This window comes from Kitasatospora sp. NPDC042419, assembly GCF_056437345.1.
The window spans coordinates 156,779-171,878 of sequence record NZ_JBWKAW010000016.1 but is presented as its reverse complement, the minus strand read 5'-3'; the positions used below and the strand labels follow the sequence as shown (position 1 = coordinate 171,878).

Sequence of the window (15,100 nt, the reverse complement as noted above, 5' to 3'; positions counted from 1 at the left end):
GCCACCGTGGCCACCAGCGAGCCCTCGGCACTCCCGCCCTGCGCGCCCAGCAAGACCCCGCACGCGCGGGCCGAGGTCGCCCGGCACGTCCGGCAGCGTCTCGGCGACCGCCTGCGCGCCCTTCTCGTCCAGGCACCAGCGCCGGTCCATCGCGTACGGCGCCTGGACCGGCACGCCGACCGGCGAGGCCGCCGACCGCGCCCGGACAGCGGGCGACCGGGCGACCGGGCGTTCGCGGCACGCGTCAGGCCCCCGCAGCACCGCCCGCCGCGGCGACGGTGGCGAACACCCGCTCGAAACGCCCCAGTGCGTCGTCGACCACCTCGTCGGTCATCACCGCGCTTGTGAACATCCTGCCGGTGACCGGGACGATGAGACCCTCGGTGGCGCAGGCGGTGGTCAACTGCGGCAGGAGCGCCCCCCTGACGGCGAGCTGGGCGCCGAAGTCTGGCCGGTCCGGCCTCAGCTGGAACACGCCGGAGACGTTCAGGTGCACGATCGAGCCGATGTTGTAGGTGACGTAAGGAAGCCCGAACTCCGCCAGCAACCCTTCCAGCCCGGCTCTCAGACGGTCCCCGGCCCTGGCCGCCAGCGCCGGCGCGTCGATCCGGAGCATCTCCCGAAGGGTCCAGTACCCGGCGGCGGAGCTGAGCGGCCCGGCCGACAGCGAACCCGCGGCGAGCGCCTGGGTCCGGCTTCCGCCGGCACCGGTCCCGAACGCGGCCATCACGTCGGCACGCCCACCGACGCCCCCCGCCCCCGGGTAGCCGCCCGTCACGCACTTGCCGAAGACCGTCAGATCGGGCTCGATGCCCAGGTGTTCCTGGACTCCCCCCATCCCGAGCCTGAAGCCGGTGACCACCTCGTCGAAGACCAGCAGGGCACCGAACTCCGAACAGAGCGCACGGACCCCGTGGTTGTACCCCGCTTCAGCCGGGTACGTCCCGCTCTGCGGGCCCAGCGGCTCCACGATGACGGCTGCGGTACCGCCCTGCTCGGCCAGTTCCGCCAGTAGCGCCCGCAGGCCTGGCAGATCGTCCGGAGCCACCTCATGGGTGTTGCGCAGCACCGTCGCGGGGATGCCCCCCGCCGCCTGCCGGCCGGTTCCCGGCAGCCGCAGGCCGAAGACCAGCTGGTCCGACCAGCCGTGGTAGGCGGAGCCGACCTTGATGACGTGCTCGGCACCGGTGTAGGCCCGCGCGGCGCGGATCGCGGCCATCGCGGCCTCGGTACCGCTTGCCGCCATCCTGAACTGTTCGACGCCCGGCACCAGGTCCCGGATCAGCTCGGCCAGTTCGATCTCCATCGGATGGGAGAGGCTGGTGGAGGCTGCGCACGACCCGAGCAGTCCGACGATCCGGTCGCGGACCGTCGGGTTGCCGGCGCCGAGGAGCGCGGCACCACTGGCCTGGACGAAGTCCAGGTAGTGGTTCCCGTCCACGTCACGGAGCCGAGGCCCGTCGGCTCCGTCGATCTGCAGAGGGAAGGGCCTGGTGCCGGCCAGTGAGTGCTGCGCGCCTCCCGGGATCACCTGGGCGGCCCGGGCGGCCAGCGCACGCGATCCCGGGCAGTGATCCTCGAACCACGCCAGGTGGGCCGCGATGTCGTGCTCGGAGAACCCCCGCACCGGAGCGGCCACCAGTGCGTCGAGGCTCTCGCGGATCCGCTTCACATCCGGCCAACGGAAGACCTGCCGGGTGCTCGATGTCATGCGTACCCCTCCTCGCCGGGCCCCGGCCGATGTCCTGTCCGTAGGTGCGTCGAGCGGATCCGGCGCAGCCACCTCCGCTGGACCTCCCGCTCCGGAGTGTCGACGAGGACGTGCCGGTAGCCCTCGGCCAGTACCGCGGCATCGCGGTCCGTCGTCGGCGGCTCCTGTCCGGCCACCAGCCGGCGGCCCAGGGTGGCCGCAGCGATCTCGCCTTCGAGGTCGCGGTGGCTCCGGACGTACCGCTCCCATTCCTCGGGCGGCAGCACTTCGACGCGGTGGCCCAGTTCACGGGCCGCGGAGAGGCACTCGCGCAGGGAGAACCGCTCCTTGCCGGTGAACGCCGACCAGGACAGCTCGCCGCTCTGGTGCACTGCGGTCAGGAACGCGGCAGCGGCCCGGTCCACCGGCAGCCAGACCTCGACGAGGTCGATGTCCGGGGCCACGCCCAGTCTCAGCATGCTCGTGATCGCGTGGTGGACGACGTCCCGCGGGTTGTGGCACCCGCTCTGCGAGGCGGCGGACAGACGTGGCAGCCTGGAGATCGTCGCGGGGAGGCCGGACGCCTGGGCCCGCCGCACCAGGTCCTCCGCGAGCTGTTTGCTCCGGGCGTAGCCCGACAGGGGCTGCGCCGAGACGACCGACATGGTCGACACGAAGTGGAAGGCCTTCGGCCTGCCGCGCGCCGCGAGGGCGAGCAACTCGCCGGTCGCGGTGACGTTGCTCGCGGAGAGCCGTTCGAGTGAGAGGTAGGAACTCACATCGGCACCGACGTGGTAGACGGCGTCCAACTCGTGGGCCAGCCGCTCACGCGCACGGGCGCCGAGACCGCAGCCCGGCTCGGCGAGGTCCCCGCACAGCACCTCCACCCGGTCCTCCAGCAGGTGCGGCGGGAGTTCGAACTCCACGAAGGCCTGCCGCAACCGTCGGCGGGCGTGCTCCTCGTCATCCGCCCGGACGAGACACACCACGGTCGTCCCGGTCCGGGTCAGTAGTTCGTGGAGCACGAAGGTACCGAAGAATCCGGTGGCCCCGGTGAGCAGGACCCGCTCCTCACCCGGCAACTCCGGGATCACGACACCGGCCGCCGGTAACGGGTGCCACCGCGGCTCCGCCTCCACCACCGGTACCACCACCGGTGCGGACGGTGACCCGGCGGCCGATCCGCCCGCGGTCGCGTCCTCCACGGCCCGGGCGAGCGCCAGCGGGGACGGCGATCTGACGACGGTCCGCAGGGACAGCTCGGGAGCCACCGTCTCCCTCAGGACTCGAACCAGGCGCGCGGCCGTGAGCGAGGTGCCGCCGAGCTCGAAGAGGTCGTCGGCCGGCCCGACGTCCGACACGCCGAGCACACGGCTGAACGCGAGGCGGATCCTCTCCGTCAGACCGGCTCCCGGCACCGCCGCCGACGGCTCCGCGGTGTCCCAGGACGTCGGCAGCGGCAGCGCCCGGCGGTCCAGCTTGCCGTTGATCGTCGTCGGCAGCCGATCGACGACCAGGACGGCGGCCGGGGTGAGATGGCTCGGCAGCCGCCGACGCAGGATCGCGACGAGGCCCTCGGCGTCCAGTACCGCCCCGGGCCGCGGGGTCACGTAGGCCAGCAGCCGGTTCTCCTCGCCGACGGCGCCGTGCGGGAGGACGACGGCGGCCGCCACGCCGGGGAGGTCCAGCAGCGCACGCCGCGCCTCCTCCGGCTCCACGCGATGGCCGCGGATCTTCACCTGGTCGTCCGCTCGCCCCAGGTACTCCAGGAGACCGTCGGGCCGGCGGCGCACCAGGTCCCCCGTGCGGTACATCCGCTGCCCCGGCGCGTCGAACGGGTTCGCCACGAACCGCTCGGCCGTGAGGCCCGGTTGGCCCAGGTACCCGCGAGCCAGGCACTCGCCCGCGACGTACAGCTCTGCCGTCACTCCGGCGGGCACCAGCCGCAGCCCGTCGTCCAGCGCGTAGGCCGCGACGTTGCGCATCGGCCGCCCGACCGGGACTCTGCCGGGACCGAGTTCGGCGTCGGGCGCGAGGCTGAAGTCGAGGCAGCCGATGGTGGCCTCGGTGGGGCCGAAGTGGTTGACGATCGTCACGCCGGGGTGGGCGGCGCGCCAGGGTGCCAGCGCCTCGGCGGTGAGCGATTCGCCGCCGAACAGGACTTCGCCGCGCGGGGAGAACTCGTCGGACAGCAGGTCCAGCAGGTCCAAATGACTCGGCGTCACCTTCAGGACGTCGACCGGCCCGGTGGCCGCCTCGGCGAGATCGTCGGTGTTCAGCGCCGCGACGGTCAGCCGGCCTCCGGCCGCCAGCCCTCCGTACAGCGCCGTCCCGGTGAAGTCGAAGGCGAGGGAGGAGTGCAGGACCGCGTGCCCGGCGAGGCCCGGATACGCCTCGACGCACCGCGTGACGTAGTTGGCCAGTGCGCCGTGCGGGACGACGACGCCCTTCGGCGCTCCCGTCGATCCCGAGGTGTAGATGACGTAGGCGGGGTGAGCCGGGTCCAGCGGTGCCAGGCGCTGGCCGTCCGTGGGGCGCGTTCCGCGGGCCCGGCTCAGGGCGGACACCGTCTCCCGGTCGTCGAGAACCAGTCGCGGGCCCTTCCAGTGCGCCGCCCGGGCCATGTGGGCGGTGCCGGTGACCAGCAGCGCGGGCGCCGCGCTCCGCAGAACGAGGTCGATCCGCTCAGCCGGGTACTCGGGGTCGAGCGGTACGTAGCAGCCGCCGGCCTTGAGGGTGGCCAGGATCGCGACCACCGCATCGACCGACCGGGGCAGCAGCACCGCGACGCGTTGCTCCGGTCCGATGCCCCGGGTGATCAGCACGTTCGCCAGCCGGTCGGCTCTGGCGTGCAGTCGGGCGTACGTCAGTCGCTGTTCCGCGTCGGCGATCGCGCGCGCGTCGGGGTTCGCCTCCGCCCGCGCCTCCAGAAGGTCGACCACGGTGGTCACGGCGGAGGCGGGCCTGCTCCCCCGTGAGAGGGCCAGGATCCGCCCGCGCTCCGCGGGGCTCAGCAGGTCGATCTCGGCCAGCGGTCGACCGGGTCGCCGCGCGGCCTCCTCCGCCAGCCGCACGAAGGAGGACCCGATCCGTGTGATCACGGACTCCTGGAACAGGTCGGCCCGGTAGACGAGGACCAGGCGCAGGGGCCCCTCCTGGTTCACCGGCGCGCCGACGTAGAACGTGAGGTCCGAGCGGGCCTGGTCGCCGGCGAGGGGCAGCCGTTCCACCTCCAGGCCGGGCAGGACGAGCCCCTCCTCGGCCGGGCTCTGGAACGCGAGCATCACCTGCAGCGGGTCCGTGTCGCGTGAACGCGCGGGGAAGGCCGCTGCGACCACCCGGTCGAACGGGGTGGCTCCGTGAGCGAACGCGTCGATCGCCGACGCCTGGACGCGACGCAGCAGTTCAGTGAAGGCCGGGTGGCCCGACGCGTCGACGCGCAGTGCGACCGTGTTGGTGAGCAGGCCGATGACCTCCTCGAACTCCTTGCGGTTCCGCCCTGTGAGCACCGTGCCGACGGCGACGTCCGGGCCGGCTCCGAGCCGCGACAGGAGTCCGACCACCAGGGCCGCGACCACCATGAACGGACTCGTCGAGGAGGACCGGGCCAGCCGGGTCAGTCCGTCGAGGGCTTCCCGCGGGACCACGAACTCGGCCCGCCCCGCGGTCCGGCCGGTGCCCGTACCGGCCGGGTCCACCGGGAGTTCGAGGCGTTCGGGCATGCCCGCGAGGGTGGTTCGCCAGAAGTTCAGGTCGGCCGAGATCCTGCTGTCCGGGTCCGACTCCGCCCCGAGGTGCTCCTGCTGCCACAACGTGAAATCGCGGTACTGGGCCGGTGGATCGGCGGTGAGGGCCTCGGCGCCCGATGCCCTCACCGCGTAAGCCGCGGAGAGCTCCCTGAGCAGAATTCCCTGCGACCACTCGTCCAGGGCGATGTGATGGGCACTCAGCACCAGGACCTGGTCGGTCGACGACATTCTCAACACCGTGGCCCTGATGGGCAGATCACACCGAAGATCGAACCGGGCCGCCGCCAGCGCGGCGAGCTCCTCGTCCAGGGTCGCCGCGGTGACGGACCTGCTGGGGACCGCGATCCCCAGGTCGGCCGGTTCGACGACTCGCTGGTACGGGGTGCCGGCCCGTTCGGGGAACACCGTACGGAGGGACTCGTGCCTGCCGACGACATCGGCAAGCGCTCGTTCCAGTGCCGGACGGTTCAGCTCGCCGGTCACCCGGAAAGCGACGACCAGATTGTAGGTGGCGTCGTTCTCGTACAGTTCGTCAATGAACCACATTCGCCGCTGGGCAGGCGAAAGAGGAATCACGGAAAGCCCTTCGAGAGATCCGCACGGGCGCGCAAAGAAATGCCGGACACCGTCCCCGATCAGGAAGAAGCTCCGCGGGGACAAGGGTGAAAAACAGCGATCACTCGCATCGACCCTAGCATCGTTCGTTCACCCCGTCCAGGTCGATAATCACTGCCCTAGCCACTCAAGACGCCCGCAAGCACCGCAAACAGGACATGCCAAAATCAAACAGGCGAAGTCTTGCCACGCCACCGCCGTCCGTGTTCTCATCAGCCGCACAGCAACCTCTCCCATTGCCGCGCCTGCCACCGCCCGGAAGCCGCATCGCCGAGGACTGAGAACATGAATAACGAGCCGACAGCCACCGATCCCGATGAGGTCGTCCGAGGGCTTGCGGAGCATTTCCACGACCTGCCGTTCCGGTGGAACCCGTACGTACCGGCCGGACCTGTCGTCGTTCCGGCCGAAGCCGGGCGGGAGTTGGCGGACGTCACCCCCCGACTGCTCTCCCTCCTGAACCGCGCGACCGAGCGGTTCGGCCCCGACCCGCGCGCCAGGCATCGCGCGCTGGGCGACGACGAAAGTCTGCTCGACCTGTTCGTGGACCAAGAGTACGAGGACCGCTACAAGGCGCTCATGGGGCGCCCCGACGTCATTCTCACCGATGACGGATGGAAATTCTTCGAATTCAACGTCTGCGCCGCCATCGGCGGACCCAGTTACGTCAGCCTTTTCAACGAATTCTGGAGCCAGCTGAACCCGGATTCCGGCCTGGACCTCGCCTCGCCCATGCAGGCCCGCAATGACATGATCGCGCGGGTGGCTGCTGAATTGGGTGTCGAACCCCGGGTCGCCATGCTCGGCAGCTTCGCCGACTACAAGCTCCCCGGCCCCCGGTTCTTCGACGTCGAGGTCGAGTCGATGCGGGACGCCGGCTTCGAGGCCGAATTCTTCGAGGTGGAGGATTTCCTGCGTGCCCCGCACCGGGACAGGTTCACACTCGGCACCCAGGGGATGGTGCCGCAGGACTGGGTGGACAACGGGCGCGGCGTCGACGACATCGCCCGGGTGCGCCGCAGCCCGCTGTCACTGCTGCTCCCCCAGAGCTCCTACCACGTGTCGAGCAAACGAGTCTTCACCTCGCTCTACACCGATCAGGACTGGATGACGTCCGACGAGCGCGAGTTGGTCCGGCGCTACCTGCCCTGGATGTGCGAGGTCCGGGACGCCCGCGTGAGCTATCAAGGCGAGAACTGGAGGCTTCCCGATCTGCTGACGAAGCGCCGGTCCGAATTCGCCCTGAAGCGCTCGGACGGCAACTCGGGGCGCGGGGTCTTCATCGGCCAGGCCACCGAGCCGGAGCACTGGGAGCGTGCCGTCGCGGAGGCCCTGAGGGCCGGCACCTGGGTGGCCCAGGAGTACGTCACCTCCAGGAAGATCGAGGTCGATGTCATCGACCCGGCCACCTCCACCTGTCGAAGGCTCGCGGCCCCCACGGTGTTCGGGCCCATCGTGTTCGGGGACACCGTGACCGGCTGCATGGCCCGCTACGACATGGCCGACACCGGCAAGATGCTGACCACGGCGCTCCCGAGTGTCCTGCTCAACAGCGCCGCCTGGGCCGCCGCGGGTCCCGCGTCCCAGGATCACCCCGGTCAGGACCGCCGGTAGCATCCGGAGCCGCATCGGCCGCCGACCGGCCACTCCCGTCGATCCTTCGACACCGACACGGCTGAGGTATCGTCAAGTACCGTCTGGGTCCGGAGTTCTGGCGATCACGGCGGCCATCGGCTCTGGAACGTGAAGGCTCGCAGAGCGTGATCTCCACTCCGGGCGGACGCGGTACTCCCATCATCCCTCCCATGGACCGGAGCGAGCTTGTGTCGGACAGCAGGAGCGGAAAGGTTCCGAACCACGTCGCCATCGTCATGGACGGAAACGGCCGCTGGGCCAAGGCCCGCGGTCTGCCTCGCACCGAAGGCCACCGCAGGGGCGAGGCCGTGGTGCTCGACGTCCTGGAGGGCTGCATCGAGCTGGGAGTCAAGAACCTCTCGCTCTACGCGTTCTCCACCGAGAACTGGAAGCGCTCACCCGCCGAAGTGGCCTTCCTGATGAACTTCAGCCGAGATGTCATCCACGGCCGCCGTGACGCCATGCACGCGATGGGCGTACGGATCCGGTGGGTGGGCCGCCCGGGCCGGCTGATGGGCGGTGTGATCAAGGAGCTCCGAGTGGCCGAGGAGCTCACCGCCGACAACGACGTGATCACCCTGTACATGTGCGTCAACTACGGTGGCCGAGCCGAACTGACGGATGCCGCGACCGCGCTGGCCCGGGACATCGAGCAAGGCCGGCTCCGCTCGTCCGACGTCAGCGACAAGGTCCTCGCACGCTACATGTACGAACCCTCCATGCCCGACGTCGACCTGCTGATCAGGCCCAGCGGGGAGCACCGGACATCGAACTTCCTGCCGTGGCAGTCCTGGTACGCCGAGCTGGTGTTCCAGGACGTGCTGTGGCCCGACTTCGACCGGCAGGGCCTGTTCCGTGCCTGCGAGCAGTACGCGACCCGCGACCGCCGCTACGGCGGCGTCCGGTCGTCCGCCCCCACCGTCCCGGGGACGGTCTCCTCGCACGTGTGACCGGGGACGTGCCGCGGTCTGCCGGAGCGGAGGAGCCCGGCCGGCCGCGGCACGGAACGGCAGTCCGAGGCTCAGAGCGGACTCAGCTCCTGCTCCTTCTGCCCGGCCTTCGACCCGCCGCGGTACTCGGCGCGCAGCGGCGACATCCACAGCGCCAGCGGGCAGATCGCGAGCAGGAGCGCGAAGCCGACGATGGTCGGACGCAGGCCGAGGAGGGTACCCGCCGTTCCACCCGCCACCGCCGCCACCGGACGGGTCCCCCATTGCAGCCAGCTCACCGTCGCGTTGAGCCTGCCGAGCAGCCGCGGCTCACAGGCGGTGATCCGGTAGGACCGCTGGGCGACGTTGTAGATGATCGCGGATGCCAGGGTCATGGTGAACCCGACCGTCACCGCGACCTGCCCGGCCCTCCCGCTCGGCGCCAGACCGGCCCCGAGTTCGCCCAGGAAGAACGGGAGCTGACTGTAGAGCAGGATCTTCGGCAGGCCGAACCGCGCGATCAACGGCCCCGCGAGGAAGCTGCCCACCACACCTCCGACGGCGCTCACCCCCATGACCATGCCCAGTGCCTGTTCGGACCAGTCCAGCTCACGCAGCGCGTAGAGCACCCAGATCGAGTTGATGGCGGTCAGCAGGAAGTTGCCGAGGCTGTTCGACACGGTGATGCCGACGAGGACACGGTCTCCCACGATCACCCGCAGCCCGCCGAAGAGCTCCTGCCGGAAGCCGCGTTCGGCCGGCGGCGCGGGCTCCGGCGCCTGCTCCCGGTGCCCGACCAGGAGCAGGCTCACCGCGCTCACCAGGCAGGAGATCCCGTCGATCGCGATGACCCGGATCTCCCCGAGGATCCCGAGCAGGAATCCGGTCATGCTCGGCCCCGCCACCCCCGCAACGGAGTTGGCGGCACTGAGCATGCCGTTGGCGTCCACCAGCCGGTCCCGTGGCAACAGGGTCGCCGGGAAGCTCAGGTAGGCGGCGCTGAAGAAGACCGCGCACGTACCGGTCACCAGGGACACCAGGTAGAGCTGCCACAGGGTCAACAGGTCCAGGTACCCGGCGACGGGGATCGAGCAGAGAAACGCTCCACGTACCAGGTCCGCCCAGAGCATGACCCGGCGCTTGCGCTGCCGGTCGACGATGACACCGGCCGGCAGCGACACCAGCAGCCAGGGCAGCGTGCTGAACGTGGTCAGGAGGCTCACCTGGAAGGTGCTGGCCTGCAGTCCGATCGCGAGCAGAGGCAGGGCGATCAGGGTGACCTGGGACCCGAGCAGGCTGACGGTCTGACCGGCCCAGATGAGCATGAAGTCTCGGTGTCGCCATAACGAGGAGGCGGCTCGTCCGCGCATCGTGGAGACTCTTTTCCCGTCCTGCCCTCGGACTCGGCGCAGGCGCGATCGTCGGCCGGACCCTCACGCGCGCCCGAGCTCCGCCGCCAACAGCTCCGAGATCCTAGGGCGGTTGATGTAGTAGGGCGGCTCGAATATGGCCCGCTGAAGTGGCGTCAGCTCGTCCCGGAAATCATCGTAGCCCACCGGGAGAGGGTTGCTCCGAAAGGCCAGGGCACCCGGTGAGTAGCGGACGAACAGGGTGCGGCGCTCCGCGCTGCCACGCCAGGGAAGCGTCCCGTGGATCAGCGCCTCGGTGAACACCACCGCGGATCCGGCCTTCATTGCGACCTGCCGGACGTGCTCGCTGCCGTGCCGGAGGTCCCGTACGGGGTCGGGCAGGGGGAAGCCGGCCTTGTGGCTCCCGGGCAGACAGGCGAACCCGCCGTCGCCCGCCTCGACGTCGGTCAGCGCATAGGCGATGTTCACCAGCCCGTTCCTGATCTCACTCCCGCGGACCTGGTAGTACGCGAGACTGTTCGGACTCCCGGCTCCACCGTGCAGGGCGAACCCTTCGGTGCCCCGGTGCATCACCGTGCCCTTCAGGCTGTCGTACCGGAAGCCGTCCCCGAGCAGTTCCAGCATCAGGTCGACGGCGACCGGCAGCGACAGCAGCTCCCGGAAGGCCGTGGCCCACGGCTCGGGCCAGTTGAACGGCTCGTCGAACTCGCGGCGCCGCTGCGCGCCGACGAACGCCTCCGCCTTCCCCGAGAGCGAACGGTCGAGCTGCTCCAGTCGCGGGCCCGCGCCGTCGAAGGCTCCGTTCAGCCGAGCGAGCAGGTCCGGGTCGAGCACGTCGTCCAGGACCAGATAGCCGTTCACATCGAACAGGTACTTGTCCGCTTCGTCCAACATGTCACTTCCTCATCTCTCGCGTACGGACGGTGTTCCCGCCCCCTCGGGCCGCAGCGGCCGGGCGGAGGACCTCCCCGACCACCCCGGCCACCAGCGGGGCGTCCTCGATGTCGAAGTCCAGGTGCGTCACCATGCGGACCCGGTGGCGTGCGATGCCCATCAGCAGCACCCCCGCCTGCCGTGCCCTGCCGACGAGTTCCGCCGGGGACACTCCGAGGCGGGCCAGGTCAAGGATGACGATGTTGCTGTGGACGGGATCGATGTCGAGCGCGGGTATCTCCTGGGCGAGCAGCAACTCGACCAGGCGTCGTGCGGCGGCGTGGTCCTCGGCCAGCCGCTCGACGTTGTGCCGCAGGGCGTAGAGCGCCCCTGCGGCGAGGAACCCGGACTGGTGCAACGCGCCGCCGTAGGACTTGCGGTAGTAGCGCGCCTGGTCGATCAGCTGCCGCGGACCGACCAGGATGCTTCCGAACGGCGCGCCGAGCCCCTTGGCGAAGCAGACCGAGACGGTGTCGGCGATCCGGCCGAAGTCCGAGGCCCGGGTCCCCGACGCCACGATCGCGTTGAACAGCCGGGCGCCGTCCAGGTGCGTCCGCATGCCCGTCCGCTGCGCGAACGAGCCGACCGCCCGCAGCGACGCGAGGGGAACCACCCGGCCGGCGTGGTAGTTGACGGTGTTCTCCAGGGCGATCATGGTCGGCTGGGAGTAGCGGGGGTCGCGGCACTTGAGGTCGATCGCTGCCTCGATGCGGTCCGGTGTCAGGACACCGTCCGGCGTCCTGACCGGGTTGAGCGAGATGCCCGCGAGGTCCGCGCTCGGCGCGCTCTCGTAGGTGTTGAAGTGCGAGGCCTCGTCGACGACGACTTCGTCGCCGGGGCGCGTGTGGATGCGCAGGGCGATCTGATTGCTCATCGTCCCGCTCGGCATGAAGATCGCGGCCTCCTTGCCGAAGAGGTCGGCGCAGTACTCCTCCAGCAGGTTGGTGGCGGGGTCCTCACCGAACCCGTCGTCGCCGATCCGGGCGGCTGCCATGGCCCGCACCATCGCCTCGCTCGGACGCGTGGTGGTGTCGCTCCTGAGATCGATCATCGGAATTCGTCGCCCGTCGCGATCTGTTCCGCCTCGGCGTCGCCGGCCGGACCGCCGGCTCGCGCTGCCCCGTGCATGACAGCCCCTTCCCTTGGACGCACTGCTCCACACCGATGAAGAAGTGCGGGCCGTAGGCGAAGGTGAGGTGCCGGTTGGGCCTGCGACCGACGTCGAACCGCGCGGCTCGCGCGAACTGCTCCTCGTCCCGGGTCCGAGGCCGGCAGCACCATCACGAGTCTCCTGTCGCGCCGGAGTGTCGGTTACTTGGTCGCCAGGAACAGGCGGCCGGTCGGGAAGCCCAGCTCGACGACCTCGACCCGGCGGAAGCCCGCCGCCAGCAGCTTCTCGGTCCAGGCCGCCTCGCTCAGCAGCTTCCGACCCATGAACTGCTGGTGGTAGTAGGTCACGATCGCGCTGAAGCGGCGCTCCCGCTCGCTCCCGGCGTACGGGATCGCATCGGTGATCGCCATCAGACCGCCCTCGGGCATGGCCTCCCGGCAGTTCGCCAGCACCCGGTCGGCGATCTCCTCCTCCTCCGGCATCATGTCGTGGAACACGAAACCCGCGTGCACCAGATCGGCACCCCGCACCGGCGACGCGTCGTCGGCGACCGACTGGATCGGGCGCTCGACCACCGTCAGCCGGTCGGCGACGCCCGCCGCCCCGGCCGCCAACTTCGCGGCCTCGCACGAGGCGTGGTCCAGGTCGAGCCCGACCGCGGTGCTCCCGGGGAAGGTCTTCAGCACGTCGATGAGCAGCCGGCAGGTGCCGGCGCCCAGGTCCACGATCCGCTTCGGCTCGGCCGCGAGGATCGCCTCAAGTGCCGCCGGGTAGAAGGCCTTCGAACCCATCCACTCCGAACTGACCGCCACGGCCCGCCCGTCGCGGTGGTACTTGGCCCGCGCCGCCACGGGGTCGACGAGGAACTCACGGGCGTTCTCGATGAACGGACGGTTGGCGTTCTGCGTCCACGAGATGTAGCCGACCCGGTGCAACGTGAGCCCGAAGTCGTCCGCCTTGCGGAACGACGCCCCCTCACCGGGCACGACCAGACCCGCCGCGGCGATCGCCTCCAGGTACCGGCCCACCGCCTCCTCCGGAAGGTCCGCGGCCTTGGCGAGGTCCGCCGGGGTGAACGCGTCCGAGTTGCTGATGACCTCGATCACGCCGAGACTCTCGCCGATCTCAAGCAGGGCGGCCGCGCCCGCGAGGTCCGGCGCCGGACCGCTCGCGGCGACCTCGTCCGCGAGGCTGCGGCCGGTGGAAGTACGCTGAGACATGGTGGACATCTCCCTTTCGGATGGATCACTGGTGGGACGCGGTGTGCGCGGAACACTCGGACGTGCCCGTCGGCATCCTCAGGACAGCTGCGTGCGGAACTCCGCGATGGTGGGGTGCAGGTAGAGGCTGCCGGCGGCGAGTCGCACACCGAGTTCGGCCTTGAGCCTGCTCAACATTGCGGCCACCAGCAGCGAGTAGCCGCCCAGCGCGAAGAAGTCGTCGTGGATGCCGACCGGCTCGACGTCGAGCAGCTCGCCCCACAGTTCGGCCAGAGCCTCCTCGACGGCGTCGCGCGGCGCCGTGTACGAGGACGCCAGCGGCCTCTTCTGACGGATCGTCACCGGAAGCGAGGCGTAGTCGACCTTGCCGTTGCGGTTCAGCGCGATACTCTCGCAGAGCACGATCGCGGCGGGCACCTCGTACGGGGGCAGGAGCTCCAGCAACCGGGCCCGGATCCGGGACACCAGTTCCCGGTCGGGGCGCGGGCCGGCCGCCACCACGTAGGCCACCAGCCGGTTGGCCCCCTCGGAGTTGCGCTGCACCGTGACGGCCGCCCGGGCGACGTCGGGCAGCCGGCCGAGGGCCTCCTCCACCCGCTGCGGCTCCACCCGGTAGCCGCGGACCTTCACCTGCCGGTCCGCCCGGCCGCCGAACTCGAACACGCCCTCCGGGGTGCGCCGGGCGAGGTCCCCGGTCCGGTACATCCGCGCACCGGGTGCCTCGCCGTCGACCGCGGCGACGAACCGCTCGGCCGTGCGGCGCGGGTCCCCGAGGTAGCCGCGGGCGAGTCCCTCGCCGGTGGCGTAGAGCTCGCCCCACTCACCGTCGTCGACCGGTCGCAGCCGGCCGTCCAGGAGCAGCACCCCCGTGCCGTTGATGGCGGTGCCGATCGGCACCGTCTTCTCCGGCGGCGGCGTCGAGCTGGTCCAGCAGGTGGTGAAGGAGGTGTTCTCGGTCGGCCCGTACCCGTTGGTGAACAGCAGCTCCGGGTACGCCCGCATCAGTGCGCGGACCGTGCCGGGCGAGGCGGCCTCGCCGCCGGTCAGCACGTGCCGCACCCCGGCCAGGGCGTCCGGCTGCTCCGCGGCCATCCGGTGGAAGAGTCCGGTGGTCAGCAGCAGCACGGAGACCCGGTGCCGGACCACGGAGGTGCCCAGCTCGGCGAGATCCAGTGGCCGGGCCGCGTGGATCACCAGGTGCGCACCGCACAGCAGCGCGCCCCAGATCTCCACCGTCGACGCGTCGAAGGCGATCGGCGCCAGCTGGAGCAGGACGTCCTCCGGTGTCACCCGCACCCAGTCGGCGTCCTCGAAGAGCCGCAGCACTCCGCGGTGCGGCACCCCGACGCCCTTGGGCGGCCCGGTCGTCCCCGAGGTGAAGCTGACGTAGGCCAGTTCATCGGGGAGGACGCCGGGAAGCGGGTCGGGCAACGCGTGCTCCCCGGCCGCCCGGGGGTCGACGATGCTCGTCCGGGGCGGCAGGTTCCCGGACTCCCCGCGACCGGCCACCACCACGGTGGCGGCGCAGGTCCCCAGGATCTCCGCGTGCCGCGTCGCGGGGTCGGTGCGGTCCAGCGCCACGTAGGCGCAGCCGGACTTCAGCACCGCCAACAGCGCCACGACCGCGTCGGGGGACGGCGGGAGCAGTACTCCCACCACGCCGCCCCTGGTCGCCCCGGCCTCGATCAGCGCCGCGGCGAGCGCATCGGACCGCTGTTCCAGTTCCGCATAGCTGACTGACGCTCCGTCACCACTCAGGGCCGGCGCATCGGGGCGTCTCCTGGCGTGCTCGGACACCCTCTGATGAATGGTGCTCCATGCCATCGTGCTCGTCCCCATCGTTCGCTT

At 70.8% G+C, this 15,100-nt stretch carries 9 protein-coding genes; 2 read left to right on the top strand and 7 right to left on the bottom strand.

Annotated elements, in window-relative coordinates; all coding sequences use genetic code 11:
- Positions 1–244: 244 nt before the first annotated feature.
- Together AC067J_RS27080 and AC067J_RS27075 are read right to left on the bottom strand one after the other, a co-directional pair.
- Positions 245–1,711 (bottom strand): aminotransferase class III-fold pyridoxal phosphate-dependent enzyme, encoded by a 1,467-nt coding sequence (locus AC067J_RS27080; RefSeq protein ID WP_478303409.1) that lies wholly within the window; start codon positions 1,709–1,711, stop codon positions 245–247.
- Positions 1,708–6,015, bottom strand: a complete 4,308-nt coding sequence (locus tag AC067J_RS27075) for a non-ribosomal peptide synthetase (protein ID WP_478303407.1) — start codon at positions 6,013–6,015, stop codon at positions 1,708–1,710. Before AC067J_RS27075 ends, AC067J_RS27080 begins: the two co-directional genes overlap by 4 nt.
- Before the next feature lie 324 nt (positions 6,016–6,339).
- Between AC067J_RS27075 and AC067J_RS27070 the strand changes: the two genes are divergently transcribed.
- Together AC067J_RS27070 and AC067J_RS27065 are read left to right on the top strand one after the other, a co-directional pair.
- On the top strand, positions 6,340–7,668 hold the full coding sequence (locus tag AC067J_RS27070; RefSeq protein WP_478303405.1) for a hypothetical protein: 1,329 nt from the start codon (positions 6,340–6,342) through the stop codon (positions 7,666–7,668).
- A 191-nt stretch (positions 7,669–7,859) separates the two neighbouring features.
- Positions 7,860–8,639: an isoprenyl transferase gene (locus AC067J_RS27065; protein WP_478303403.1), complete on the top strand. Its 780-nt coding sequence runs from the start codon at positions 7,860–7,862 to the stop codon at positions 8,637–8,639.
- 71 nt (positions 8,640–8,710) lie between these two features.
- Here the strand turns inward: AC067J_RS27065 and AC067J_RS27060 are convergent, their stop codons facing one another.
- From AC067J_RS27060 to AC067J_RS27040, 5 genes are all read right to left on the bottom strand, one after another.
- Positions 8,711–9,988, bottom strand: coding sequence for an MFS transporter (locus AC067J_RS27060; RefSeq protein WP_478303401.1), 1,278 nt, complete (start codon positions 9,986–9,988; stop codon positions 8,711–8,713).
- Between the two features lie 63 nt (positions 9,989–10,051).
- Entirely contained in the window at positions 10,052–10,882 is an 831-nt protein-coding gene (locus tag AC067J_RS27055; RefSeq protein WP_478303399.1) for a phytanoyl-CoA dioxygenase family protein, read from the bottom strand.
- A gap of 1 nt (position 10,883) precedes the next feature.
- Positions 10,884–11,972 carry a threonine aldolase family protein gene (locus AC067J_RS27050; RefSeq protein WP_478303397.1) on the bottom strand — a complete coding sequence of 363 codons (1,089 nt, stop codon included), beginning with the start codon at positions 11,970–11,972 and terminating at the stop codon, positions 10,884–10,886.
- A gap of 260 nt (positions 11,973–12,232) precedes the next feature.
- Positions 12,233–13,252, bottom strand: coding sequence for a class I SAM-dependent methyltransferase (locus AC067J_RS27045; protein WP_478303395.1), 1,020 nt, complete (start codon positions 13,250–13,252; stop codon positions 12,233–12,235).
- A gap of 78 nt (positions 13,253–13,330) precedes the next feature.
- Positions 13,331–15,049, bottom strand: a complete 1,719-nt coding sequence (locus tag AC067J_RS27040) for an amino acid adenylation domain-containing protein (RefSeq protein ID WP_478303393.1) — start codon at positions 15,047–15,049, stop codon at positions 13,331–13,333.
- Positions 15,050–15,100: the final 51 nt, after the last annotated feature.